The following is a 23735-nucleotide window of genomic DNA, read 5'->3' as shown; positions in this document are numbered from 1 at the left end:
GGGTGACAGCAACCACTGATGTTCGATGCGGGTTTGTCAGGTCGTTTTAAGGCAGATAGTTTGTAACTGAGCTGTTAAAATGGCCGCCTGATTAACCAGCGGATAGCTTACTCATGTCTGATTTTCTCATCGCGCCTTCCATACTTTCAGCCGATTTCGCCCGTCTTGGTGAAGAGGTAGACGCTGTCCTGGCAGCCGGTGCCGATATCGTGCATTTTGATGTAATGGATAACCATTACGTGCCCAACCTGACGATCGGTCCAATGGTGTGTCAGGCGTTACGAAAATACGGTGTGACTGCGCCGATTGATGTGCACCTGATGGTCAAGCCGGTTGACCGGATTATTGGTGATTTTATTGAAGCAGGCGCCAGTTATATTACCTTTCATCCGGAAGGGAGTGACCACGTAGACCGTTCCCTGCAGATGATTCGCGCTGGTGGTTGCAAGTCGGGCCTGGTATTTAACCCGGCAACCCCACTGTCACATCTCGAGTATGTGATGGATAAGGTTGATATGATCTTGCTAATGTCTGTAAACCCAGGCTTTGGCGGGCAGAAATTTATTCCGGGTACCCTGGATAAGTTGCGTCAGGCGCGTGAGCTGATCCGCCAGAGTGGTCGTGATATTCGTCTGGAAATTGACGGTGGAGTGGGTGTTGGCAATATCCGTGAAATTGCAGAGGCGGGTGCTGACACTTTTGTTGCCGGCTCAGCAATTTTTAATACCGATAATTACGCGGATACTCTACGCCAGATGCGTGAACAGCTGGCGGCGGCAGAGCTAAGCTGATGCGCAACCTGTTTGACGGTCAGCTGCCGCAGCTGGTGATGTTTGATCTGGACGGCACGCTGGTGGACAGTGTGCCTGATCTGGCAGTGGCGGTGGACCGGATGCTGCAGGCGTTGGACCGGCCTGTCGCCGGCGAACAGAAAGTGCGACAGTGGGTTGGCAATGGTGCTGCTGTTCTGGTTCAGCGTGCCTTGAGTGGTGCCATTAAAGTAGAACCTCAACTTGATGCGGCTCTTACCAAACGGGCCCTGGCATTGTTTATGTCGTTTTATGCCGAAGCCACCGCCGAGCACAGTGTGCTTTATCCTGGCGTCCGCAGTTGCTTAGATCAATTGCAACAGGCTGGTGTGGCCCTAGGCCTGGTGACCAATAAACCGATCTGTTTTACCACCCCTTTGTTAGCACAGCTTGGTCTGTCATCTTACTTTGCAGTTGTCTTGGGTGGGGACAGTGTGGCGGTGAAAAAGCCGGATCCACAAATGCTGTTCGCTTGCCTGCAAGCCGCTGAGGTGGCACCTGAGATGAGCTTGATGGTTGGTGATTCAAAAAATGATGTCTTGGCAGCTCGCGCGGCGGGCTGTCCGGTTGCCTGTGTGAGCTATGGTTACAATCATGGTGAATCGATTGTTGCATCTTCTCCGGACCTGCTGGTCGATTCGTTAATGGAACTATGTTGATGCAGGATGTTGCGGGCGATATTGGTGATTGCTAATACAGCGGGGTGGCTTAAGCGACGTTCCAGCGAAATCGCGTAAAACCGTTCACGAATCTCTTCAATAACCCCTACCGACTCGACCTGGTAAAGGCTCGAAATCTCTCTGCTGATCGCACTGGGGCCACAAAACAGTCCTCGCCCTGCCTGACCAAAGGTGGCCAGCAATGCATTATCAACACATTCCGCTACCACTTTGGGGCGGTATTCATGCTGTTGGAACCAGCGCCACAGGTTGCTGCCTAGCATGGTATCTGGGGTTGGCATCAACATGGGCGCGCCATCGAGGGACTTAGGGAACCTTGGGGTAACCTGTTTTGCCACAGCTTTTTTTGCGAATAGACAGATACTGGATTCCCCCAAAAGGTGATTATAGGCCCGTACGTGGAACGTTGAATCCACCGGTCGGTCGGTGAGTACCAGGTCTACCCGTTGCGCCGTCAAATCAGCCAGCAGAGATTCCATCGAGCCCTCCCGGCATTCCAACCGAATCGGCTCGTCCAGATCGAATATCGGCTCCAGCAGGCGATAAGCAATTTGTTTTGGCATTGCATCGGTGATGCCGATGGCAAACCGATTTAACGGACTATCGCTGCGTAACTGTTCCTGCATGGCATCGCCAATAGCAAAGATCTGTCTGGCGTAATCACGGATGCGCCGACCGGCAGGTGTCAGTTCCAGTCCTCGCCCCTGTTTTTGCAGCAAAGTACAGTTAAGTTGCGCTTCCAGCAGACGCAGCTGTCCGGAAATGGTCTGAGGCGTCAGGTTCAGACGCTCGCTTGCTTGGCTAATGGAGCCTTCTTCTGCCACAGTGAGGAAGTAACGCAGGTGTTTATAGTTTAGATTGTCCATAGTTCGAAAAATACGAAATAATTACAGTTAATATTCGAATTTTATTTATACGTTAGATGTCTATACTTTTCCATACAGACTGGCGCAAACAGAGTTGATTGAAGTCACGTCTCAAACATCTCTTTGTCTGTGTTCACATGACAGCACTCAAACGAGTGAATTGCTCTTCCCCGGCGTTGCCGGGGTTTTTTCCGGATATAAAACATGCAGAAACTAAAAGCCCTGTTACAACATGAATCTGCCGGTGGTGTGCTGCTTTGTCTGGCCATGCTGATGGCAATGTTTATGGCCAACAGCTTCTTGGATAATGAGTACCGCTCAATTCTTAATCTTCCAGTTGAGGTTCGGGTGGGTAATTTGCAACTCGCTAAGCCATTGCTGTTGTGGATTAACGATGGCTTGATGGCAGTGTTTTTCTTCCTGGTCGGTTTGGAAGTAAAGCGTGAAGTGTTGGTGGGTCAGTTATCTCGACCGTCACAAATTGTTTTGCCGGGGGTTGCAGCTGTCGGCGGAATGCTGGTGCCTGCACTGGTATTTGTGTTCTTTAATTATGGTGATGCGGCATCCATGCGCGGCTGGGCAATTCCTACTGCGACAGATATAGCGTTTGCGCTGGGTGTCTTGACCTTGTTGGGATCTCGAGTGCCAACGTCCCTCAAACTGTTCCTGATGGCACTGGCAATTATTGATGACCTGGGTGCCATTATTATCATTGCGTTGTTCTATACCTCTGAATTGTCGGAGGCTTCACTGATGCTGGCATCTGTCTGTGTTCTGGTACTGGTGATGATGAACCGCTTGGGTGTTACCCGTGTGGCCGCCTACATTCTGGTGGGTGTGGTGTTGTGGATCAGTGTATTGAAATCGGGTGTACATGCGACACTGGCGGGTGTGGTATTGGCTTTTGCTATCCCTCTGCGTGATCGTAAACAACCGGGCCATTCGCCGTTGCAAGAACTTGAACACGCACTGCAGCCCTGGGTGACCTATATGATTTTGCCAGTGTTCGCATTTGCCAACGCGGGCGTTTCGCTGTCAGGTATGTCGGTTGAGAGCTTGTTGCAGCCGGTACCGTTGGGCATTGCACTGGGGTTATTTGTTGGTAAGCAGCTGGGTGTGTTTTTGTTCAGTGCGGCTGCTATCCGCATGGGAGTGGCAGTCATGCCTCAGGGCAGTAGTTGGCTGGCACTTTACGCGGTGTCTATCCTAACGGGTATTGGTTTTACGATGAGTCTGTTTATTGACTCCCTGGCCTACGCGGGCATTGAGCAGATGTTTGCTTCTGCCGATCGTCTGGCCGTGCTGATTGGCTCGTTTGCTTCTGCCGTGGTTGGGGTGGTGTTGCTGCATATGGCGGTGCGCAAGCGTGAGGCTTAACCTGACCATGTCGGTTGATTAGAAACTCAGCCTGCTATATGGTTTGGGGCATTCCATGAACTCCAGAATGCCCTAAAACCATGAACAGCGCCTCTCTACATTATTTTTTCTCTCCTGCTGCCTCGCAGTACGGATCTTCATGTCGATGGCGAGCCTGTCTATAAGCTTGGCCCGATATCGTGCCAAATTCCGTATATGGCGTTGAATTTTTTGTCTGTTGTACCTGACGCCAATTTTCCTGTCGATGCACCCCCTATCCATCGGGGTAGTTGAGAGAACAGCATGAACCAAGAACAATTCGATGCCCTGGCAGCACAAAACTACAATCGTATTCCAGTTACGCGTGAAGTGTTGGCAGATCTGGATACACCGTTGTCTACCTATCTAAAACTGGCCAATGGACCATACAGCTATTTGCTTGAATCGGTCGAAGGCGGTGAGAAATGGGGGCGTTATTCGATTATCGGTCTGCCGTGTCGCACAGTTTTGCGTGCTTTTGGCAGTCAGATCACAGTGACCACCGATGGTGAGGTGGTAGAGCAACTGGAACAGGAAGACGCGCTGGCGTTTGTAGAAACGTTTCAGCAGCGTTATCGGGTGCCTGAATTGCCGGGCCTGCCGTTGTTTAACGGTGGTCTGGTGGGATATTTTGGTTATGACACGGTGCGTTATGTCGAGAAACGGTTGCGGGATAGCTGTCCCGAGGACGTGTTGGGTACGCCGGATATCCTGCTGATGGTGTCGGATGAGCTGGTGGTGTTTGATAACCTGGCTGGCAAACTGATTCTGATTGTACATGCTGATCCGGCGGAGCCCGAAGCGTTGCACAAGGCGCAACAACGACTCAATGACCAGGTCGCTCAACTGAGGGCGGCGATCCCTTTCGAAGAAACGCCTCCGGGAGAGGCTCGGCACGTTGATGAATCTGAATTCAAATCCAGTTTTGGTGAGCAGGCCTTTAAGAATGCGGTAAGCCAGCTCAAAGAGTATGTGCTGGATGGCGATATCATGCAGTGTGTGATCTCTCAAAGGATGTCGATTCCCTTTAGCAGCAAGCCTCTGGACCTTTATCGGGCCCTGCGTTGCTTGAACCCGTCACCCTATATGTATGCACTTAACCTGGGAGATTTTCATGTGGTGGGGTCTTCACCGGAAATTCTTGCTCGGGTGGAAGGGGGGGTAGTGACGGTGCGGCCAATTGCGGGTACACGCAAGCGTGGTGCCACTCCGGAAGAAGATCTGGCGATGGAGCAGGAGTTGTTGGCTGATCCGAAAGAGGTAGCTGAGCATCTTATGCTGATCGACCTAGGGCGCAATGATGTAGGCCGTGTGGCAGAAGTGGGCGGTGTCGAACTGACCGATAAAATGGTGATAGAGCGGTATTCCCATGTCATGCATATCGTTTCTAATGTGAACGGTAAACTGAAGCCGGATGTCAGCGCCATGGATGTGCTTCGTGCAACGTTACCGGCGGGCACCCTTAGTGGTGCGCCTAAGGTGCGGGCGATGGAAATTATTGATGAAATGGAGCCGGTAAAACGGGGTGTGTATGGCGGAGCAGTCGGCTATCTATCCTGGAATGGTAATATGGATACCGCTATCGCCATTCGTACCGCAGTGATCAAAGATGATGTGCTGCATATTCAGGCCGGGGCGGGCATTGTCGCGGATTCTATTCCTCGTCTGGAGTGGAAAGAGACCATGAATAAGGGGCGGGCAGTGTTCAGTGCAGTGGCAATGGTCGAGAAGGGACTGGATAACCTTTAAGGTTATCCCAGTAACAACCAGCTGAGCAGCGGGCAGATTAACACCACCCGCCAGGGGGGTTGTTTGCCGACTGTTAACGCGGCAAATGCAACCGCAGCCAATGCGAGTTCGCTGATGCCTGAGATGGTATTCACCCAGACTGGCTGATAGAGCGCTGCCAGCAGTATGCCGGTTACCGCAGCGTTAATGCCCAGTAGACCGGCTGAAACGCGTTTTCTGTCTCTTAGTGCCGCCCAGAACGGCAGGATTGCCCATACCAGTAACAGACCCGGCAAAAACAACAGGCATACCGCCAGCAGGCTGCCGGTTACACCACCCGGGCCAATATTGGCATGCGCGCCAAAAAAGGCTGCCACAGAGAACAGCGGCCCCGGCATCGCCTGAGCCAGGCCGTAGCCGGTAAGAAAGTCGTGCGTGCTCAGCCAGCCCGGTTGAACTAGTGCACTGTCCAATAAGGGCAAGACCACGTGGCCGCCGCCAAACACCAATGCACCACTGCTGTAAAACGCATTGCTTAAGTGCCAATCTCCCCCGCTGAAATGCGCAAGTATAGGTAAAGACAGTAACAGTAATAAAAACAGCAACAAGGCACCGCGCGCAAGGGGCTTGTTGATGGTTGTGGGCAGTGGTGTTGCCGAGCGGTCGGGCATCGGTAAGAACCAGGCGCCAAGGCAACCGGCCAGCAGAATAATGGCCAGTTGAGTCCAGGGTCCCGGTAGCAGCAACATGAAGGTAGCGCACAGAATTAGCAGGGTTATACGTTTTGGATCGTGTAGCAGCGGTCGGCTCATGCCTAAACAGGCCTGTGCAATGACTGCCACTGCGACAACCTTCAGACCGGTTATCAGGCTCTGGGGTATGGCGGAGGGAAAGTGACTCAGGCTCAGGCTGGCAATGGTAAGTATCAGTACCGAGGGTAGGGTGAAACCAATCCAGGCAGCAACTGCGCCGACCCAGCCTCCGCGCAGATGGCCCAGGGCAAAGCCCACCTGGCTGCTGGCTGGGCCAGGTAAAAATTGGCAAAGCGCTACCAGTTCACTGTAGGTCTGCTCGGAGACCCAGCGTTTCTGTTTTACAAAAGCCTCATGGAAATAGGCCAAGTGTGCGATAGGGCCGCCAAACGCGGTACAGCCCAGGCGCAGGAATAGCCAGAAAATAGCCAAGGCGGAGCTGTACTCCGGGGGAGTAGGTTGGGTGTTCATTTGCTCTGAGCGCATAGATTGTGACGAAAAACCGGCTGTGATTATAGGGCTGTATTGTGACGCTTTAATGTCGCAGGGACAGACTCCCGCAATTGAGGATTTATGCTAACATGGCCGACCTGAATCTTAACCCCAAGCCGCACCAGACGGTAACGGATCTATATCGGGAGTAACCAAACACATGCTGTTGATGATCGACAACTATGACTCCTTCACCTACAACGTGGTGCAGTATCTGGGTGAGCTGGGTGCCGAGATTCAGGTATACCGGAATGATGAAATCACACTGGAACAGATTGAGCAGCTTCAACCGCAGCATCTGGTGATTTCTCCAGGCCCTTGTACGCCGAAAGAAGCTGGCGTTTCAGTGGCGGCCATTGAACGTTTTGCCGGCAAACTGCCGATCCTGGGGATCTGTCTTGGGCATCAAAGTATTGGTCAGGCCTTTGGTGGCAGCATTGTGCGTGCTAAGCACGTGATGCATGGCAAGACCTCCCCTGTGTATCACCGTGGCGAAGGAGTATTTGCCGGACTAAATAATCCGGTTGAGGTGACGCGCTATCATTCCTTGGTGATTGAACAGGAGACTTTGCCAGAATGTCTGGAGGTCACCGCCTGGACACAAAACGCTGACGGTAGCATCGACGAAATTATGGGGGTACGCCATAAATCACTGGATATTGAGGGCGTACAGTTTCATCCGGAGTCAATTTTGACCGAGCAGGGGCATGAGCTGTTGGCGAATTTTCTGCGCCGTAGCTGATAAGACGCCAGAGAGAGGAAGGTAATGGATATCAAACAGGCACTGGCAACCATGGTGGAGCGCCGTGATCTGAATAAAACCGAGATGCAGCAGGTCATGCAACAAATCATGACCGGGCAGGCGACTGATGCTCAGATCGGTGGACTGCTGATCGGGTTACGCATGAAAGGCGAAACGGTGGCTGAAATCAGTGGCGCGGCAGAAGCGATGCGTGCCTTGGCATTGCCGGTGCAGATTAAGGCCAGTAACGCAGTAGACATAGTGGGTACCGGTGGTGATGGCGCCAATCTATTTAACGTCTCAAGTGCGAGCTCCTTTGTCGTAGCAGCAGCAGGTGGTCATGTAGCGAAGCATGGCAACCGGTCGGTTTCTTCCAGTTCAGGTTCTGCTGACTTATTGGAAGCGGCAGGTATCAAACTTGATCTGACACCCGAGCAGATTTCCCGTTGTATTGATGAAGTGGGAGTGGGCTTTATGTTTGCCCCCCAGCATCACAGTGCGATGAAGCACGCTATTGGCCCGCGTCGGGAGATGGCATTGCGTACTCTGTTTAACGTGCTTGGTCCACTCACCAATCCGGCGGGTGTGCAGCACTATCTACTGGGTGTATTTGACCGCAAGCTGTGCGGTTTGCTTGCCGGGGCCCTGAAAGAGTTAGGTGCCAAACATGCGCTGGTGGTACATGCAGAAGAGGGGCTGGATGAGATGAGTCTGTCAGGCACCACGTATATTGCTGAGTTGCGTGATGGCGAGGTGATCGAGTACAGCTTTACTCCAGCCGATGCCGGATTGCAGTCGCAAAATATTGATGGCCTGCAGGTGGATAGTTCTGCTGAAAGTCTGGCGCTGATTCAGGCGGCGTTTAATGGCGAACACGCCAAAGCCGCTGATATGATCGCACTGAATGCGGGTGCGGCTTTGTATGCTGCTGATCTGGCAGAAAGCATTGCGGCTGGCGTTGCACAGGCACAAACGGTGATTCGCTCCGGTGCTGCTGCAGCAAAGATGGCTGAGCTGGCGCAGTTCAGCCAGTCCCTGGTTACCAACTAAAGAAGTTATTCATGTCTGATACACCGACAATTTTGAAAAAGATTCTGGCGCGCAAGACTGAAGAGGTTGCTGAGCGTCAGCAGCGTTGTTCTATTGCTGACCTGCAACAGCAGATCGAACGCCAAAAAGGCACTGCATTTGATCCGCGCGGTTTTGTGGACAGTATGGCTCATGCCCTGGCAGCGGGTTTTCCTGCAGTGATCGCAGAAGCCAAAAAGCACAGCCCGTCGAAAGGTCTGTTGCGGGATCCGTTTGATCCGGCTGCCATTGCAGGTTCCTATCAGGCAGGTGGCGCTAGTTGCCTTTCTGTGCTGACAGATAAGGATTTTTTCCACGGTAGTGAGGCTTACCTACAGCAGGCACGCGCGGCCTGCCAGTTGCCGGTGATACGCAAAGATTTTATTGTTGATCCGTACCAGGTCTATGAGGCTCGAGCCATTGGCGCTGACTGTATTTTGCTGATTGCTGCTGCACTCAATGATCAGCAGCTTGAGCAGTTATATGAGTTGGCCGTGAGTCTGGGTATGGATGTACTGATTGAAGTGCATGGCGCGGTGGAACTTCAGCGTGCCTTGACCTTGGATACTCGCCTGATCGGTATCAATAACCGTAACCTGAATACGTTTGAAGTCAGCTTGAATAATACCTATGAACTGCTGTCCCGTATTCCGGATGACCGGATCGTGGTGACTGAAAGCGGTATTCATACGCCTGAAGATGTCGCCGACATGCGTGCACATGGCGTCAATAGCTTTCTGGTAGGAGAGGTCTTTATGCGTGCCGCTGATCCAGGTGATAAGTTGAAGCAACTGTTTTCGCTGGAGGATGTGACCGGATGAGCAACATGAATGCAAGGGTGAAGTGGGACGGCGACGTGCGTTTTCAGGGCACCACCGGATCTGGCTTTGACGTGATGATCGACGGTGAGCTGAAACAGGGACCGCGCCCGATGGAACTGATGCTACTGGGCTTGGGCGGCTGTACCAGTTACGACGTGGTGGGTATTTTGAAGAAAACCCGCCAGGACGTTGTCGATTGTATTGCCGAAATTGATGCTGAACGTGCCGATGCCGTGCCGGCGATATTCACTAAAATTCACGTTAAATTTATTGTTTCAGGCCGTGACTTGAATGAAAAGAAAGTTGCCAGGGCGGTAAAGCTGTCCGCTGAACAATACTGCTCTGCCTCCTTGATGCTGGAGAAAGGCGGGGTAGAGATCAGTCACAGTTATCAGATTGTCGAAGTCGACTGAGCGCCTATACTGAAACTGTTGTAAAAAAGCCTGGGGAGGCTATATGCAACGGTTTATTGCAATCTGGCCAATGTTGCTGCTGGTCGGCTGTGCCAGTCTGAATCAACAGCAGTGCGAACAGGCTGCATGGTACCGGCTAGGGGTGAGTGACGGTGCCAATGGCTACCCGGTATCACGGCTACAGTCTCATCAAAAGGCCTGCGATAAATTCAGTATTGACGTTGTTGCTAGCGACTATGCTGCTGGGCACCAGCAGGGGCTGTTGCGCTACTGTACTCAAGCCTCGGGTTTTGAAGTCGGCTGGCTTAACCTGCCGTATTACGAAGTTTGCACAGGTGAAGCCGAAGCGGCGTTTCTCAGGGGTTATCTCCGTGGTCGAAATCAGGCCGCTCTCTATTGCTGGCAACGCGCTTTCCCCGGTTATGGTTATGGGTGGGGCCACCATCCATACTTTGCCCATTCATTTTTTCCATCGCTGTTTTGTGACTGATCAGTCGCTTGAATAAGCGATACAACAGGCGTAGAATCACGCGTCCTTTGGAGAACATCCAATCTCCTTGCTTCCGGTTACAGGTTAATCCGGGGGCTAATAACCCGAAAGGAGCAACTATGCGTCATTATGAAATCCTTTTTCTGGTTCACCCGAACCAGAGCGAGCAGGTTCCTGCGATGGTTGAGCGTTACACCACTTTGATTGAAGGTGCTAGCGGTACAATTCATCGTCTGGAAGATTGGGGTCGTCGTCAACTGGCTTACCCAATCAACAATGCTCACAAAGCACACTACATCCTGATGAACATCGAAACTGATCAGGCGACTCTGGACGAACTGGAAAATCTGTTCCGCTACAACGATGCCGTTCTGCGTAACATGACTATCCGTCGTAAAGATGCTGTGACCGAAGTATCTCCTATTAAAGCTGCTGAATCCCGCGAAGAGCGCAAGCCTCGTCGTGAAGAAAAGCCAGCTGAAGCTACTGAAGAGAAAGCTACTAACACTTCTGACGACGCCTCTGGCGACGCAGAATAAGACTGAATCTTAGGAGAGATACTATGGCTCGTTTTTTCCGTCGTCGTAAGTTCTGCCGTTTCACGGCTGAAGGTGTTCAAGAGATCGATTATAAAGATCTGGATACCCTGAAAGGTTACATCACTGAAACTGGCAAAATCGTACCAAGCCGTATTACTGGTACTAAAGCCCGTTATCAGCGTCAGTTGGCAACGGCCATCAAGCGTGCACGCTTTGTTGCGCTGCTGCCTTACACTGACGGTCATCAGTAAGAGGAATTAGAGTCGCATGCGAGCCTTGGCCGAACTGGTCATGCGGGGTCAGAAACATGCGGCTGTTGTGGCGGTTGTTGCCGCCTTGCTGCCACTGCTTTATTGGATAAGTGCAGCGGCTGTTGCTCTGGTAACCCTGCGAAGGGGACCGAGTGACGGTGCCGGACTGCTGGTTTGGGCAATATTGCCAGCCGGCGTCTGGACATACAGCGGAGACCCGACACCCCTGGTGGTGATTGCAGGTACCTATGTACTGGCAATTTTACTGCGACAGACGGTGTCCTGGCCTCGAGTATTGATGCTGGCGTTGCCGCTCGGTGCTCTGATGGCTTTGTTGCTGGAAACCGCGCTGAGTGGAGTAATCGGCCAGATGGTCGAGATGACCCAGCAGTTGCTGGAACAGTCAACCACTAGTGCGGAGGCTGACAAGCTACTTACTACAGAAACGCTAAATGCAATTCTGGTAGGTGGTCTGAGTGCAGTTCACACCGCTATGATCCTGCTCAGTTTGATACTGGCGCGCTCATGGCAATCCGGACTGTACAACCCAGGAGGTTTTCAGCAGGAGTTTCATCAAATGAGACTGCCTGCTACCTACACCGCGCTGCTGCTGGCGGCATTGGTGCTGGGATCACAAGTCGGCCTGGAAATCTGGCGCTGGTTACCGCTGGTGTTATTGCCCTGGATTATCTGCGGTATCGCACTGATTCATGGCAGTGTGGCAAAACGCGATTTAGGCAGGTCCTGGCTGGTAGGTTTTTACCTGGCAGTTGTATTTTTTGGGCCTTATATGATTTTGCTGCTGGTTGCAGCGGCTGTACTCGACAGTTTTGTTGATTTTCGCAGTCGTATGCCAGTCAAGAACTAGTACTGCAATTTACGTTGCAGAACAAATAGAGGTTAACGAGATGGAAGTTATTCTGCTCGAGAAAATCGGTAAGCTGGGTAGCCTCGGCGACAAGGTAACCGTTAAAGGTGGTTACGGTCGCAACTACCTGCTGCCTCAGGGTAAAGCAGTTTCAGCTACGGCTGATAATGTTGCTAAGTTTGAAGAGCGTCGCGCTGAACTGGAAGCCGCTGCTGCTGAAAAGCTAGCAGCTGCTCAGGCACGTGCTGAAACGTTGGAAGGCAAAGAAGTAACCATCACTGCGAAGTGTGGTGAAGAAGGTAAACTGTTCGGCTCTGTTGGCACTGCAGACATCGCTGAAGCAGTGACTGCTGCCGGTAGCGAAATTTGCAAAAGCGAAGTTCGCCTGCCAGAGGGTACGCTGCGTCAGATCGGTCAGTTCGACATCGACGTTCAGTTGCACCCTGAAGTAATGGTTACTGTTAAACTGGCGGTTGTTGGCGACATTTAATCCCAACAGTTTCGTTAGACAGTACACTAAAGCACTGCGTAGAATACTGCGCAGTGCTTTTTTTATGTCCGGGATTCACTCCTTGTCACGGTCAACAGCGTTGAAGTTTGAGATCAGGTAGAGCCACCGATGGAATACAGTAAAATCACCGAAGCCGATCTGGCTAATATCAAAGCCCCGCCATACTCTCTGGAGGCGGAACAGTCAGTCCTAGGTGGTTTAATGCTGGATAACAATGCTTGGGACATTGTGTCCGAAGTGGTTCTTGAAGAGCACTTCTACCGGCAGGAGCATCGGCAGATCTTCCGCACCATGCAGAAGCTGATTAACGGCTCTAAACCGCTGGATGTGGTGACGCTGTCGGAAGAGTTGGATCGTACCGCTGCCCTTGAAGGGGCTGGTGGACTGGATTATCTGATCGACCTGGCCAAAAATACACCGAGCGCTTCGAATATTCGGGCTTACTCTGAGATCGTCCGTGACCGCGCCTTGCTGCGGCAGATGATCACTGTTGCTCACGAAATTTCAGAAAATGCGTTTAATCCGGAAGGTCGTGCCTCGGAAGAGATTCTTAACGATGCCGAGCAGAAAATTTTCCGCATCGCCGAGAATCGGCCAAACCAGGGTGGCCCGGTAGCGGTCAATCCGTTATTGAAAAAAGCGGTCGATAAGATCGATCAGTTGTTCAACAGTGAAGGGGATCTCACTGGCCTGACGACAGGCTTTGATGACCTGGATAAACGCACCGCTGGGTTACAGCCCTCGGATCTGATTATCGTCGCGGCGCGTCCTTCAATGGGTAAGACAACCTTTGCTATGAACTTGGTGGAAAATGCTCTGATGGCATCGGAGCGGCCGATTCTGGTGTTCAGCCTGGAGATGCCTGCTGAGCAGCTTATCACGCGTATGCTGTCCTCTCTCGGGCGTATTGACCAGACGCGGGTGCGTACTGGTGGGCTGGAGGAGGATGACTGGCCGCGTTTGACGACAGCGGTCAATATGTTGCGGGACAAACCGCTGTTTATCGATGACCAGGCGGGCATAAGTCCCAATGAAATGCGTGCACGGGCTCGACGTATCGTACGTGAACATGGTGATCTGGCCATGATTATGGTGGATTATCTGCAGCTGATGCAGTTGAAAACCGGGGGTGTCGAGAGTCGCACAGCGGAGATTTCTGAGATATCTCGTTCACTTAAAGCGCTGGCTAAGGAGATGCAGTGCCCAGTGGTAGCGTTGTCGCAGCTGAACCGCTCGCTGGAGCAACGGCCGAATAAGCGGCCGGTCAACTCTGACCTGCGTGAGTCCGGGGCGATTGAGCAGGATGCCGACGTGATCATGTTTATCTATCGGGATGAGGTCTACAACGAAGATTCCGATCAAAAAGGCATTGCTGAAATCATTATCGGCAAACAGCGTAACGGCCCGATTGGCAGCAGTAAGCTGGCCTTTATCGGCAAACATACTCGATTTGAAAATCTGGCACCGGACGTTTACGCCCAGTACGCGGATATGGAATAAACTGATTTAGGCCTGTTTTTCCATCCGCGCCTTAAATGCTGCGGGTACCGGTCGTACTTTGTGGCTGCCATAGTCAAAAAACACAATGCCGGTTTTGGCCTGCGCTATCTCTACCGCCGTGGCTTTGTTACTTAACAGGTAGTAAAAGTCACAGCCGTATTTATTGAAATCCTGGATGCAGACATCGACCTGAATCTGATCACCATGAAAGCCCTCCGCCCGGTAAACCACAACCGAGTCCGTCATAATTAAACTGCTACCTTCAATATCCATTTCGGTATATTGATACTGTGCCAGAAACCGAACCCGGGCCTCATGGATGATCGATAGGATTGAGTCATTGCTCAGGTGTCCGCCGTAATTTATATCATTGATGCGAACCACCATGCTGGTGCTGAAAGTGTAGTGCTTGGGCATCTCCAGTTTTATACGGGCCATGATCTATCTCAGCTTGTCAGATATTTCTGCAATACAGACACCATACTATTGGTCAGTTCTGCCAGTGTGGCATCATCCATTACATAGGGTGGCATCACATACACCAGCTTGCCAAATGGCCGCACCCAAATTCCCTGTGCTACAAGCATGGGCTGCAGGATTCGATTGTCAGCGGAGTCACTGAGTTCAATGACACCAATAGCGCCTAATACCCTGACGCTGCTAACACCTGGCAGTTGTGCGGCAGGGGCCAGCCCGTTATTGAGGCCCCGCTCTATGCGTTGCACCTGAGCTTGCCAATCTTGTTCCACCAGTAGTTTCAGGCTGGCACCCGCTACGGCGCAGGCCAGAGGGTTGCCCATAAAGGTAGGCCCATGCATGAAGCAGCCCGCTCCGCCAGCGGAAATGGTTTCGGCAATTTCGGTAGTCGTCAGTGTTGCCGCCAGCGTCATATACCCGCCGGTAAGTGCTTTGCCAACACAGAGGATGTCCGGGCAGATAGCGGCATGCTCGCAGGCAAACAGCTTGCCGCTGCGGCCAAAACCTGTGGCGATCTCATCGGCGATCAGCAAAACATTAAATTGACGACACAAGGCATGGGCGCGTTTTAAGTATTCCGGTGAATAAAAACGCATGCCGCCGGCACCTTGCACGACGGGTTCCAGAATCAGCGCGGCAATCTCATGCTGGTGCTGTTCCAGCAGTGCTGCCAGGGGTGCAATATCGTTCTCATCCCAGGGCTGAGCAAAACCGGTTTGGGGAGCGGGAGCAAAAAAATGCTGTGGCAATACGCCACTGAAGATCTGATGCATGCCCGTGACGGGGTCACACACAGCCATAGCGCCGAAGGTGTCGCCATGGTAACCGTTACGGAGGGTCACAAACTTGTGTTTCTGAGGCAGGTCACGGGCGTGCCAATACTGGATAGCCATCTTCAGAGCGACTTCTACTGAAACTGATCCTGAGTCGGCCAGAAAGACTTTTTGCAACGGCGCGGGGGTCATGTCGACTAAACGCTGACAAAGTTCAATTGCCGGTGGATGGGTTAGGCCACCAAACATGACATGTGCCATACGATCAATCTGGTCGTGGGCTGCCTGATTCAATACTGGATGGTTATAACCATGAATTGCCGACCACCATGAAGCCATGCCATCGATCAGTCTGGAACCATCATTCAGGGTGAGATGTACTCCACTGGCTGCCACCACAGGGTAGGTGGCGGGAGGATTGATCATGGAAGAGTAAGGGTGCCATATATGTTGCTGGTCAAAGGCAACCTGAGTGGGTGATAACTGAGACATCATATAACCTGAATAGTGAACGAAAATCGGCTGGTAGTTAAACCAGGTGCCTAATTACAGCCTGCATCGGCATTCGCTGCAACCTTGAACGAGGATTGGCGAGATGTTCTTTTGTTTTTTAAAGGTTTTGTAAAGTTTACCTGGGTGCTGGAACATTTATATGCACAGGTGCTCTATTATCCTGAATGACACGTACAATGTCCTGAAAGCTAAGGAACCTGTATGGGCTCTGGCGTCAACGTCAGTCCAGCAAATAAGCCAGCGGTTGCGGGTGAAACTCATCTCGCAGGTGACTATGCCTACTATTGGCAAGTCTGGATGGAATCGGCGGACAAAATCGTGACGGGTTTTCAGCGCTTTTCAATTTTTGAACATTCATAAAAGAAGGTAATTATAAAATGGCTAAAATGACTCCTGTTAAACCTGTTGTTGCTGCAATTGGTGCGGCGTTTATCGCCGGTATGGCTATGGCTCCGGTCGCTAATGCTGCAGAAAATCCATTTGCAACATCTGAACTTTCTTCTGGCTACCAGCAGTTGGCTGAAGCTAAATGTGGCGAAGCTAAATGCGGCGAAGGTAAAAAAGCTGAAGCCAAGTGTGGCGAGAAAAAAGCTGAAGAAGGCAAGTGTGGCGAAGCCAAATGCGGCGAAGGTAAAAAAGCTGAAGCTAAATGCGGCGAGAAAAAAGCTGAAGAAGGCAAGTGCGGCGAAGCCAAATGCGGCGAAGGTAAAAAAGCTGAAGAAGCTAAATGTGGTGAAGCTAAGTGCGGTGGTAATAAATAACCCATTGCAATGTAAAAGCCCTGCACTGCAGGGCTTTTTAATAAACCAGAGGTGGCAGGGATGAAGCAAACAACCTACCCCGTTAGTGGGGCCGGTCTTGGTTTTCGCCGCTGCATGCTAGATGACCTGAAGCAGCTGGACAACCAGCCTTTTAGTTTTCTCGAAGTAGCGCCGGAAAATTGGATGACCCTGGGCGGTCGCATGGGTAAAGCTTTTAAAGAATATACCCAGGCATACCCCTTCATGACCCACGGCTTGTCTCTATCTATAGCCGGGCCAACCCCATTGGATATGGACTTCCTGCACAATCTAAAAGCGTTTTTTGCAGAACATAATATCCGTGGCTATTCAGAACACCTTAGTTATTGCTCGGATGATGGCCATCTATATGACCTGATGCCCATTCCGTTTACTGAAGAGGCTGTTCGTTATGTCGCGAATCGAATTCGTATAGTACAGGACGTGTTAGATCGACCACTGGCGATGGAAAATGTGTCTTATTATGCCGCTCCCGGTGCTGAGATGTCTGAGCAGGACTTTCTACTGGCCGTGCTGGAAGAAGCCGATTGCCAGTTGTTGCTGGATATCAATAATATTTATGTAAACAGCGTCAATCACTGCTATGACCCGGAAGCTTTCCTGCGTGCGATGCCAGCAGAGCGTGTCATGTATATGCACATTGCCGGGCACTATAACGAAGCAGACGACTTGATTGTCGATACCCATGGTGCTGATGTGATTGATCCGGTTTGGCAGTTGCTGGATACGGCCTATGATCATCTCGGTGTGGTGCCTACATTGTTAGAACGTGATTTTAATATTCCTCCATTGGAGCAATTGATGCAGGAAGTAGGCACTATCGTTGACTATCAGTCGAAATGGCAGAATCGTGATGCAAAAACAGTCGCTTGAACTCCCTAAATTTCAGCAGCTTCAGTATGCTTTTGCCGGACATATTCGAGATCCTGAAGGTCAACCCATTCCTGAGGATATTGAACCGCGCCGGATGAAGATCTATTCGGATCTGTTTTTTAATAATGTTGAAGGGATGTTAAGCAACAACTTTCCGGTATTACGCAGTTTGCTGTGCCAGCAAGACTGGTTGGCACTGGTGCGGGCATTTTTTATTCGACATCAGTGCTCTACACCGTACTTCCTCGAGCTGGGCCAGGAGTTTATGGCATTTTTACAGGCCAACCCTGAGGTTCATCCTCATGAGATGCCGTTCCTGCTTGAATTGATGCATTACGAGTGGGTGGAGCTTGCCTTGGAGGTGTCTCAGGAAACTCTGCCTGTGGCAGATGTTGAGGCCAATGGCGATCTGTTTGAGGGACATCCGGTCCAGTCGCCGTTAGCCTGGCTGCTTTCCTATCAGTTTCCTGTTCACCGAATCAGCCAGGGTGTACAACCTCAGCATCCAGAGGCTACGCCGGTTTTCCTGCTGGTTTACCGCAACCGGGAAGACCGTGTGAAGTTTATGGAAGTTAATTCGGTTACCGGCCGTCTGCTCTATCTGTTGTCAGAAGATGTAACCTTGACCGGTCAGCTAGCGCTGCAACAGATCGCAGCAGAAATGCAGCACCCCAACCCGGACGTGGTGATTAACGGCGGGTTGCAAACACTGGAACATCTGCGCTCTGTCGGCATTATGCTCGGTACGCGCTGCTAGTTTTGTCAGAAGTGTTTTTCAAACGCGCTGAAACAAATAAGGAGTTATCTTATGTCTAATCCAATTTCGGCGATGGCCTGCCGGATGCAGCACGCGCTGGATGCCACTCGGTTTGCTGATGGTTTAGCGCCGCTGTTGCTCAGGCTTTATCTGGCACCGGTACTGATGCAGGCTGGCTGGACTAAACTGTCTCACTTTGAGGATACCGCTGCCTGGTTTGGTAATCCTGAGTGGGGGCTGGGTTTGCCTTTTCCTGAATTGATGACGGCACTGGCTGCTGGCACAGAGTTTTTCGGCGCTATTTTACTGATTGTTGGGTTGGGCGTACGTTGGATCAGCATCCCGTTGATGGTGACCATGTTGGTTGCCGCCTTCGCAGTACACTGGCCAAATGGCTGGTTGGCGATTAGCGATGCTTCCAGCTGGCTGGCTAATGACCGGGTACTGGAAGCGTCAGAGCGCCTGGGCGTCGTTAAGGAAATTCTGCGGGAACATGGTAACTACAGTTGGCTGACGGAACAGGGTTCTGTGGTGATGCTCAATAACGGGATTGAGTTTGCCATCACCTACTTCATTATGCTGCTGAGCTTGTTCTTTACCGGTGGCGGGCGTTACTTCAGCCTAGATTATTGGATCAAGCGTCGCTGCAGCGGGGCATGTTCATAAGGCTTGAGCAGACCAGTGATCCACAGGCATCAGCGTACCAGTGGTTAGCGCTCAGCCACTGCTGGATGTCTTTCGCTTCGTAGATTTGTTCAATGTAGCTGTCTAACAGGGCCGCTGCATTGTTCATCATGTTTTCATATTGTTCAAAATTAGCCATAACGCACATGGGTGTCTCAATTGCGTGCATGCACGCTGTAAAAAATAGTTTGTTGCAGTGCAATATAATGACTGGTTAAACTTTAGTCAAATATTCATGGTCGGTATTTAAAGTGATTTTTCGGTTGGGCTGCTGTCTTCAAGGGTATTTTCTGTCAGTGCTTTGAGCCAGGCTTCGAGCAGGGGTTGGCAGGCTTCACCAGAAGCCAGTGCATTTTTAAGTGATTCCACCAGAGATTGTTCAGGCGACTGTTTTAGCGCTTGCTGGTCATCCATGCATTGCAGATAGTTTTTCATATAGATCTGGCTGGTTGCCGATTGCTGCTGCAGCAGTTCTGGCAATTGTTGTAACCAGAGTTGCCAGTGTTCAGGGAGTGTTTCCATTTCATCTGCCGCGCTGGCGTTAAACGTTGCTGCTGTCAGTAGCAGGAAAAATCCGGCCTGTTTCAAAATCATAGATTGCCTCTCATCGTCCGACCGTTTAGTTGTCTTTGATGTGGGTGATTGCTCGGACCTCAATAGCGCTAGGGCGAATACAGAAGCGAATATTCACATCATGTAACTGTACGCCAAACTCGCGGTCATCGTCGTGGCGGTCATATGCCGGTCGCGGATCACAACGTAGCAATTCGGTAATTTGTGTTTGCAGTGGTTCGCCCAATAATGTGGTTAATTGTTCGCATTGCTGCTGCGCAGTGGTGGTGAAAATTACCGGCTGCTGTAGTTCTGACATATGCGCTACCAAATCATACTGTGCTTCTGTGACACAATCAGAATATGGCAGATAGGGTTTGATATCGATAATCGGTGTGCCGTCCAGCAGGTCAGCGCCACTCACCTGCAGGAAGGTTTTGCTGTCTTGGTGAATAATGTTTTCCAGTTTGACCGCGGACATGCCAATTGGGTTCGGCCGAAAGGGTGAGCGGGTTGCAAATACACCAAGCTTCTTTTTCTGTAGTCTGGGAGGGCGTACTGTGGGTCGCCAGCCCTGGTCTGCGGTGGCATTGAAGATAAACAACAGCCATATATGGCTGCATTGCTCCAGCCCCCGCAACATCTCTTTGCGGTCAAAACCGGGAAGTAATTCTATGCGGGTGATGATACTGGTGGTCAGCCTTGGCTGGCGGGGAATGCCGAACTTCTGTCGGTAAGGGCTATGAACCTGTGCTACTGGAGTAAAGCTGTATTGGTTAGACATGATGCCATCTGAATGATAATCAGATGACAGTCTATCAGCTTGCGCCAGAGTGGTCATGAGTAGGCTGCTGACGTATCTGCAGAGGTAGCATACTGCTCCAGTAACGGGCGGCTTTTTCTACTTGCTGACTCAATTGATGGATCTGACTCAGGCTATCGAGCAGAGTGATACTTTCGCTGCCGGGCAGGTGCCCCTGCACGGTTTGCTCCAAAACGGTAGTTTTCAGGCGCTGGTATTGTTTTTCCAGATGCAGGAGTTGTAGATGGGCATTCGTTTCGTAACATGAATCGGGTTGTATCTCACAGCTATCGATGAGGGTGATGGCTGCTTGCTGATATTCATTGATCTGGTGGTTGAGCCCCGCATTAGCCAAGGCAGCAAGTGTGTCGTAGTAAGTGGGTAGGTGTGCCGCTAACTGAGTGATATGGCTGTAATAGCGTGTTACTCGAAGGGCAATTGGCAGTTGTTTACTGGTTTCTTCCGACAGACTCTCCCGAGCGATTTTCTGATTGTAGTCGGCAATTTGACCGCAGAGCGAGAGTATAGCGTCCCGCTGTCGCTCTAGCTGCACAATCTCGGTTAACTCACTGCTGATTGCTTGCCGTGCCAGAGCCGAGGTCAGCTGGCTGACTCGGGTTAGTTCCTGGCTCATAGCTTCCAGTGCCAGGGTGGGGGTGGTCAGGATGTTTCGGTCTAGGAATTGTGGTGCCGAGAGGTTTTCTTCCTGAGTTCGAAACAACCGCTCCAAAAACTGGCTGAGCCGAAAAATAAATCGCCAAAACAGGATGATCCCCAACAGGTTGAATAGTGTGTGAAAGCCTGCCAGCAAGAGTACTGGATCCCAGTATGCTGATAGGTTGTCCAGCAGTTGCCTGGCGGGCAGTAATAGCAGTAAACCAACCATGCCGGTAATCAGATTAAATACTACGTGTGCGGCGGCGATACGTTTGGCATTGGCGGTGGCACCGATAACAGCCAGCACAGCAGTGGATGTCGTACCAAGATTGGCACCAATCACTGCCGCCGCCATGGCACTTATAGGCAGGTTGGTACTGGCGATTAATGACAGAATCACCACCATGGCTGCAGAGGAAGACTGCATGACGACGGTTAGTATAAAACCAGCAAGGAGGGCGCTGGCTAACCCCAGCAGGCCGACGCCTTCGGGTTGTAGGGTAAAGGTTTGCTGAAAACCTTCAAGCGTGGTTTTAAGCACATCCAACCCGACAAAAAACAGGCCAAATCCAGCTAACGCTGTGCCCAGGTGGGCCAGTTTCTTATGACGGCCTAATAAACGCAGCGCCATGCCCAGAGCGAGTATAGGCAGGGCAAAAAAATGGGTGGAGAGTTTAAAACCGATTAACGCAACCAGCCAGCCTGTGGCAGTCGTACCTAAGTTGCAGCCCAAGATGACGGTAATAGACTGGCGTAAGTTGAGGAGCCCGGCATTGACAAAACCGATGGTGGCGACGGTCACTACGCTGGATGATTGCACCAGTGTGGTGATTAGCGTTCCGGAGCTGAGTCCACGCCAGTCTGAGTCTGTGCCGGTTTGCAGGATTTGTTTGAGTTGTTTACCCGCAGCCTGACGCAGACCTTCTGTCATCAATTGCATACCCAGCATAAACAACGCCAGGCCACCCAGCAGACCGGACAGGGTCATGAAATCCATGATGTGGTATCTCTCAGCGGATAACTATTATTGGCAGTTTAGGCGGAATTCTGTTGCTGTGGTATCAGGGGGTACGCGCTAATACCCAGGCATCAACAATTTCTGTCCCCTGTTGTTTCAACACCCGGCTGGCTTCTTGCAGGGTGGCACCTGTGGTCATCACATCGTCAACTAATACCACATGGCGTGCCGGTGGGTAACGGCAACTAAAGACGTTGCGTAGATTTCTGCGGCGCTCGATTTTAGAGAGGCTGTGCTGTTGTTGGGTGGCGCGATGCTTGATCAGACAGCTATCCTGCACAGGTAGCTGTAAGCGCTTGCCTAATTGCTCTGCGAGGAGTTGGGCGTGGTTAAAGCCGCGGCGTTGCTGGCTGATCCAGTGCATGGGTATTGGCAGAATATAATCAGGTTGACGGCGATCCTGAAAATGACTGGCGGCCAGTGCCGCCAAGTGGCCGAGATAGGCGGGTTGTCGCTGGGTTTTTATCAGATTGATGCAGCGATCGATGGGAAAGCGATAGGTAAACAGCGCAGATACTTGATCGAAGCTGGGTGTCTGGCGCAAGCAGTGGGCACAAATAACTTCTGCAGAGGTCGGCACGGGTAGTGCGCAACGGGAGCAGCAGCGGGTCAGCCAGGGTAGGTCTGCTTTGCACTCGGTACAGATGCAATCTGTAGTGGTGCAGGGCTGGGCGCAGAAAATACACTGTTTATAAAATAAACAACAGTTCTCTTGGCGATGCTTCATTGGTTGACAGTTCCCTCTGTCATTATAGAATGGCCACTATATTCGCGGCCGCCACTCAAACTCGCCGGCTGCAGACATGTTCTGAGGATTTACACACCATGCAAGCCACTGCCGATATTCGACACGACTGGACCCAGGCTGAAGTAAAGGCCCTGTTAGATCTGCCATTTAATGATCTTCTATTCCGTGCGCAAACGGTGCACCGCCAATACTTCAATCCGAATGAAGTTCAGGTCAGCACATTGCTGTCGATTAAAACCGGCGCTTGTCCAGAAGATTGTAAATATTGCCCGCAGAGCGGTCATTATAATACAGGCTTGGAAAAGCAGCGCCTGATGGAAGTCGAAGCGGTGATTAATAAAGCGAAGCAGGCTAAAGCGGCTGGCTCAACTCGCTTCTGCATGGGTGCTGCCTGGAAGCACCCTTCCGAAAAAGATATGCCCTATGTGCTGGAAATGGTGAAAGAGGTGAAAGCCCTGGGCCTAGAAACCTGCATGACCCTGGGTATGCTGGATGAAGGTAAAGCGGAGCAACTGGCGGATGCTGGCCTGGACTATTACAACCATAATCTGGATACCTCACCTGAGTTCTACGACAAAATCATTACCACGCGCACTTATCAGGACCGTCTCGACACGCTGCAAAATGTGCGAGATTCCGGTATGAAAATCTGCAGTGGCGGTATTCTGGGTATGGGTGAGACGCAGACTGACCGTATTGGCCTGCTGTGTCAGCTGGCCAATATGTCGGTTCAACCAGAGAGTGTGCCAATTAACATGCTGGTCAAAGTTGAAGGCACACCACTGGAAAATGTCGACGATCTGGATCCGTTGGACTTTATTCGTACTATTGCCGTGGCACGGATTATGATGCCTGCCTCCCATGTTCGTTTGTCTGCTGGTCGCGAAAAAATGAGTGACGAAATGCAGGCGATGACGTTCTTTGCGGGTGCCAACTCGATCTTTTATGGCGAGTGCCTGCTGACTACGCCAAATCCGGAAACTCACCGTGACCTGCAGTTATTCAAGCGTCTGGGCATCAATCCGGAACAGCGCATCTCTGAAGCAGATGAGACTCAGGAAGCCGCACTGATGAATGACCTGCAGAAGCAGCAGGACAGCGCACATTTCTACGAAGCTTAATTGAATGGCGCAGCGCCTGCGCCCAGCAACCTAAC

Annotated in this window: 27 protein-coding genes; 19 read left to right on the top strand and 8 right to left on the bottom strand. The window is 51.4% G+C overall.

Annotation, left to right across the window (positions count from 1 at the left end):
* The first annotated feature begins 113 nt into the window (after positions 1-113).
* Both rpe and ACFVYJ_RS11935 read left to right on the top strand, forming a co-directional pair.
* Positions 114-791 carry a ribulose-phosphate 3-epimerase gene (gene rpe / locus ACFVYJ_RS11940; RefSeq protein WP_419414826.1) on the top strand — a complete coding sequence of 226 codons (678 nt, stop codon included), beginning with the start codon at positions 114-116 and terminating at the stop codon, positions 789-791.
* Positions 791-1468 carry a phosphoglycolate phosphatase gene (locus ACFVYJ_RS11935; protein WP_419414827.1) on the top strand — a complete coding sequence of 226 codons (678 nt, stop codon included), beginning with the start codon at positions 791-793 and terminating at the stop codon, positions 1466-1468. Before rpe ends, ACFVYJ_RS11935 begins: the two co-directional genes overlap by 1 nt.
* On the opposite strand, the gene ACFVYJ_RS11930 is transcribed toward ACFVYJ_RS11935, so the two are convergent.
* The gene (locus ACFVYJ_RS11930; RefSeq protein WP_419414828.1) at positions 1402-2355 is read right to left on the bottom strand and encodes a LysR family transcriptional regulator; all 954 of its coding nucleotides are present in this window, start codon (positions 2353-2355) and stop codon (positions 1402-1404) included. The two genes, ACFVYJ_RS11935 and ACFVYJ_RS11930, sit on opposite strands and share 67 nt — an antisense overlap.
* A gap of 204 nt (positions 2356-2559) precedes the next feature.
* On the opposite strand from ACFVYJ_RS11930, the gene nhaA reads away from it, so the two are divergent.
* Entirely contained in the window at positions 2560-3732 is a 1173-nt protein-coding gene (gene nhaA / locus ACFVYJ_RS11925) for a Na+/H+ antiporter NhaA (RefSeq protein ID WP_419414829.1), read from the top strand.
* A 282-nt stretch (positions 3733-4014) separates the two neighbouring features.
* Positions 4015-5499 carry an anthranilate synthase component I gene (gene trpE / locus ACFVYJ_RS11920; protein WP_419414830.1) on the top strand — a complete coding sequence of 495 codons (1485 nt, stop codon included), beginning with the start codon at positions 4015-4017 and terminating at the stop codon, positions 5497-5499.
* Positions 5500-5501: 2 nt separating this feature from the next.
* Here the strand turns inward: trpE and chrA are convergent, their stop codons facing one another.
* Positions 5502-6701, bottom strand: a complete 1200-nt coding sequence (gene chrA, locus ACFVYJ_RS11915; RefSeq protein WP_419414831.1) for a chromate efflux transporter — start codon at positions 6699-6701, stop codon at positions 5502-5504.
* 181 nt (positions 6702-6882) lie between these two features.
* On the opposite strand from chrA, the gene ACFVYJ_RS11910 reads away from it, so the two are divergent.
* The 10 genes from ACFVYJ_RS11910 (at position 6883) to dnaB (ending at position 13925) form a co-directional block, all read left to right on the top strand.
* A complete protein-coding gene (locus tag ACFVYJ_RS11910; protein WP_419414832.1) occupies positions 6883-7464 on the top strand; it encodes an aminodeoxychorismate/anthranilate synthase component II in 582 nt (193 codons plus the stop codon).
* Between the two features lie 24 nt (positions 7465-7488).
* On the top strand, positions 7489-8514 hold the full coding sequence (gene trpD, locus ACFVYJ_RS11905) for an anthranilate phosphoribosyltransferase (protein WP_419414833.1): 1026 nt from the start codon (positions 7489-7491) through the stop codon (positions 8512-8514).
* 11 nt (positions 8515-8525) lie between these two features.
* Positions 8526-9353 (top strand): indole-3-glycerol phosphate synthase TrpC, encoded by an 828-nt coding sequence (gene trpC / locus ACFVYJ_RS11900; RefSeq protein ID WP_419414834.1) that lies wholly within the window; start codon positions 8526-8528, stop codon positions 9351-9353.
* Entirely contained in the window at positions 9350-9766 is a 417-nt protein-coding gene (locus ACFVYJ_RS11895; RefSeq protein ID WP_463255313.1) for an OsmC family protein, read from the top strand. The genes trpC and ACFVYJ_RS11895 overlap by 4 nt, the downstream gene beginning before the upstream one ends.
* Before the next feature lie 43 nt (positions 9767-9809).
* Complete coding sequence (locus ACFVYJ_RS11890) at positions 9810-10256, top strand: DUF2799 domain-containing protein (protein ID WP_419414835.1); 447 nt, start codon at positions 9810-9812, stop codon at positions 10254-10256.
* A gap of 119 nt (positions 10257-10375) precedes the next feature.
* The gene (rpsF, locus tag ACFVYJ_RS11885) at positions 10376-10795 is read left to right on the top strand and encodes a 30S ribosomal protein S6 (RefSeq protein WP_419414836.1); all 420 of its coding nucleotides are present in this window, start codon (positions 10376-10378) and stop codon (positions 10793-10795) included.
* 23 nt (positions 10796-10818) lie between these two features.
* Positions 10819-11046, top strand: a complete 228-nt coding sequence (gene rpsR, locus ACFVYJ_RS11880) for a 30S ribosomal protein S18 (protein ID WP_286239823.1) — start codon at positions 10819-10821, stop codon at positions 11044-11046.
* Between the two features lie 16 nt (positions 11047-11062).
* Positions 11063-11914 carry a hypothetical protein gene (locus ACFVYJ_RS11875; RefSeq protein ID WP_419414837.1) on the top strand — a complete coding sequence of 284 codons (852 nt, stop codon included), beginning with the start codon at positions 11063-11065 and terminating at the stop codon, positions 11912-11914.
* A 40-nt stretch (positions 11915-11954) separates the two neighbouring features.
* Positions 11955-12404 (top strand): 50S ribosomal protein L9, encoded by a 450-nt coding sequence (rplI, locus tag ACFVYJ_RS11870; RefSeq protein ID WP_419414838.1) that lies wholly within the window; start codon positions 11955-11957, stop codon positions 12402-12404.
* A 129-nt stretch (positions 12405-12533) separates the two neighbouring features.
* Complete coding sequence (gene dnaB / locus ACFVYJ_RS11865; RefSeq protein ID WP_419414839.1) at positions 12534-13925, top strand: replicative DNA helicase; 1392 nt, start codon at positions 12534-12536, stop codon at positions 13923-13925.
* 6 nt (positions 13926-13931) lie between these two features.
* On the opposite strand, the gene ACFVYJ_RS11860 is transcribed toward dnaB, so the two are convergent.
* Together ACFVYJ_RS11860 and bioA are read right to left on the bottom strand one after the other, a co-directional pair.
* On the bottom strand, positions 13932-14363 hold the full coding sequence (locus ACFVYJ_RS11860) for an acyl-CoA thioesterase (RefSeq protein ID WP_419414840.1): 432 nt from the start codon (positions 14361-14363) through the stop codon (positions 13932-13934).
* 8 nt (positions 14364-14371) lie between these two features.
* Positions 14372-15667, bottom strand: coding sequence for an adenosylmethionine--8-amino-7-oxononanoate transaminase (bioA, locus tag ACFVYJ_RS11855; protein WP_419414841.1), 1296 nt, complete (start codon positions 15665-15667; stop codon positions 14372-14374).
* Positions 15668-16065: 398 nt separating this feature from the next.
* On the opposite strand from bioA, the gene ACFVYJ_RS11850 reads away from it, so the two are divergent.
* Genes ACFVYJ_RS11850 through ACFVYJ_RS11835 form a run of 4 tightly spaced genes read left to right on the top strand, consistent with a single transcriptional unit; the run spans position 16066 to position 18784 of the window.
* Positions 16066-16449 (top strand): HvfA family oxazolone/thioamide-modified RiPP metallophore, encoded by a 384-nt coding sequence (locus ACFVYJ_RS11850; RefSeq protein ID WP_419414842.1) that lies wholly within the window; start codon positions 16066-16068, stop codon positions 16447-16449.
* Positions 16450-16509: 60 nt separating this feature from the next.
* A complete protein-coding gene (locus ACFVYJ_RS11845; protein ID WP_419414843.1) occupies positions 16510-17361 on the top strand; it encodes an HvfB family MNIO-type RiPP peptide maturase in 852 nt (283 codons plus the stop codon).
* Entirely contained in the window at positions 17342-18118 is a 777-nt protein-coding gene (locus ACFVYJ_RS11840; protein ID WP_419414844.1) for an HvfC family RiPP maturation protein, read from the top strand. Before ACFVYJ_RS11845 ends, ACFVYJ_RS11840 begins: the two co-directional genes overlap by 20 nt.
* Before the next feature lie 51 nt (positions 18119-18169).
* The gene (locus tag ACFVYJ_RS11835; protein WP_419414845.1) at positions 18170-18784 is read left to right on the top strand and encodes an HvfX family Cu-binding RiPP maturation protein; all 615 of its coding nucleotides are present in this window, start codon (positions 18170-18172) and stop codon (positions 18782-18784) included.
* Between the two features lie 264 nt (positions 18785-19048).
* Here the strand turns inward: ACFVYJ_RS11835 and ACFVYJ_RS11830 are convergent, their stop codons facing one another.
* The 4 genes from ACFVYJ_RS11830 to ACFVYJ_RS11815 form a co-directional block, all read right to left on the bottom strand.
* A complete protein-coding gene (locus ACFVYJ_RS11830) occupies positions 19049-19396 on the bottom strand; it encodes a hypothetical protein (RefSeq protein WP_419414846.1) in 348 nt (115 codons plus the stop codon).
* Between the two features lie 25 nt (positions 19397-19421).
* Positions 19422-20195 (bottom strand): tRNA (N6-threonylcarbamoyladenosine(37)-N6)-methyltransferase TrmO, encoded by a 774-nt coding sequence (gene tsaA, locus ACFVYJ_RS11825; protein ID WP_419414847.1) that lies wholly within the window; start codon positions 20193-20195, stop codon positions 19422-19424.
* Positions 20173-21810, bottom strand: a complete 1638-nt coding sequence (locus tag ACFVYJ_RS11820) for a Na/Pi cotransporter family protein (protein ID WP_419414848.1) — start codon at positions 21808-21810, stop codon at positions 20173-20175. The genes tsaA and ACFVYJ_RS11820 overlap by 23 nt, the downstream gene beginning before the upstream one ends.
* 64 nt (positions 21811-21874) lie before the next feature.
* Positions 21875-22411: a ComF family protein gene (locus ACFVYJ_RS11815; protein ID WP_419414849.1), complete on the bottom strand. Its 537-nt coding sequence runs from the start codon at positions 22409-22411 to the stop codon at positions 21875-21877.
* Positions 22412-22656: 245 nt separating this feature from the next.
* On the opposite strand from ACFVYJ_RS11815, the gene bioB reads away from it, so the two are divergent.
* Complete coding sequence (gene bioB / locus ACFVYJ_RS11810; RefSeq protein WP_419414850.1) at positions 22657-23700, top strand: biotin synthase BioB; 1044 nt, start codon at positions 22657-22659, stop codon at positions 23698-23700.
* Positions 23701-23735 lie beyond the last annotated feature (35 nt).

This window comes from Pontibacter sp. JAM-7 (assembly GCF_048548695.2).
In the GTDB taxonomy this organism is placed as follows: domain Bacteria; phylum Pseudomonadota; class Gammaproteobacteria; order Pseudomonadales; family Balneatricaceae; genus Neptuniibacter.
This window is presented reverse-complemented; position numbering and strand designations above follow the sequence as displayed.

Coding starts and splice junctions, on each gene's coding strand:
- rpe (WP_419414826.1), top strand. CDS start 114: ATGTCTGATTTTCTCATCGCGCCTTCCATACTTTCAGCCGATTTCGCC.
- ACFVYJ_RS11935 (WP_419414827.1), top strand. CDS start 791: ATGCGCAACCTGTTTGACGGTCAGCTGCCGCAGCTGGTGATGTTTGAT.
- ACFVYJ_RS11930 (WP_419414828.1), bottom strand. CDS start 2,355: ATGGACAATCTAAACTATAAACACCTGCGTTACTTCCTCACTGTGGCA.
- nhaA (WP_419414829.1), top strand. CDS start 2,560: ATGCAGAAACTAAAAGCCCTGTTACAACATGAATCTGCCGGTGGTGTG.
- trpE (WP_419414830.1), top strand. CDS start 4,015: ATGAACCAAGAACAATTCGATGCCCTGGCAGCACAAAACTACAATCGT.
- chrA (WP_419414831.1), bottom strand. CDS start 6,701: ATGAACACCCAACCTACTCCCCCGGAGTACAGCTCCGCCTTGGCTATT.
- ACFVYJ_RS11910 (WP_419414832.1), top strand. CDS start 6,883: ATGCTGTTGATGATCGACAACTATGACTCCTTCACCTACAACGTGGTG.
- trpD (WP_419414833.1), top strand. CDS start 7,489: ATGGATATCAAACAGGCACTGGCAACCATGGTGGAGCGCCGTGATCTG.
- trpC (WP_419414834.1), top strand. CDS start 8,526: ATGTCTGATACACCGACAATTTTGAAAAAGATTCTGGCGCGCAAGACT.
- ACFVYJ_RS11895 (WP_463255313.1), top strand. CDS start 9,350: ATGAGCAACATGAATGCAAGGGTGAAGTGGGACGGCGACGTGCGTTTT.
- ACFVYJ_RS11890 (WP_419414835.1), top strand. CDS start 9,810: ATGCAACGGTTTATTGCAATCTGGCCAATGTTGCTGCTGGTCGGCTGT.
- rpsF (WP_419414836.1), top strand. CDS start 10,376: ATGCGTCATTATGAAATCCTTTTTCTGGTTCACCCGAACCAGAGCGAG.
- rpsR (WP_286239823.1), top strand. CDS start 10,819: ATGGCTCGTTTTTTCCGTCGTCGTAAGTTCTGCCGTTTCACGGCTGAA.
- ACFVYJ_RS11875 (WP_419414837.1), top strand. CDS start 11,063: ATGCGAGCCTTGGCCGAACTGGTCATGCGGGGTCAGAAACATGCGGCT.
- rplI (WP_419414838.1), top strand. CDS start 11,955: ATGGAAGTTATTCTGCTCGAGAAAATCGGTAAGCTGGGTAGCCTCGGC.
- dnaB (WP_419414839.1), top strand. CDS start 12,534: ATGGAATACAGTAAAATCACCGAAGCCGATCTGGCTAATATCAAAGCC.
- ACFVYJ_RS11860 (WP_419414840.1), bottom strand. CDS start 14,363: ATGGCCCGTATAAAACTGGAGATGCCCAAGCACTACACTTTCAGCACC.
- bioA (WP_419414841.1), bottom strand. CDS start 15,667: ATGTCTCAGTTATCACCCACTCAGGTTGCCTTTGACCAGCAACATATA.
- ACFVYJ_RS11850 (WP_419414842.1), top strand. CDS start 16,066: ATGGCTAAAATGACTCCTGTTAAACCTGTTGTTGCTGCAATTGGTGCG.
- ACFVYJ_RS11845 (WP_419414843.1), top strand. CDS start 16,510: ATGAAGCAAACAACCTACCCCGTTAGTGGGGCCGGTCTTGGTTTTCGC.
- ACFVYJ_RS11840 (WP_419414844.1), top strand. CDS start 17,342: ATGCAAAAACAGTCGCTTGAACTCCCTAAATTTCAGCAGCTTCAGTAT.
- ACFVYJ_RS11835 (WP_419414845.1), top strand. CDS start 18,170: ATGTCTAATCCAATTTCGGCGATGGCCTGCCGGATGCAGCACGCGCTG.
- ACFVYJ_RS11830 (WP_419414846.1), bottom strand. CDS start 19,396: ATGATTTTGAAACAGGCCGGATTTTTCCTGCTACTGACAGCAGCAACG.
- tsaA (WP_419414847.1), bottom strand. CDS start 20,195: ATGACCACTCTGGCGCAAGCTGATAGACTGTCATCTGATTATCATTCA.
- ACFVYJ_RS11820 (WP_419414848.1), bottom strand. CDS start 21,810: ATGGATTTCATGACCCTGTCCGGTCTGCTGGGTGGCCTGGCGTTGTTT.
- bioB (WP_419414850.1), top strand. CDS start 22,657: ATGCAAGCCACTGCCGATATTCGACACGACTGGACCCAGGCTGAAGTA.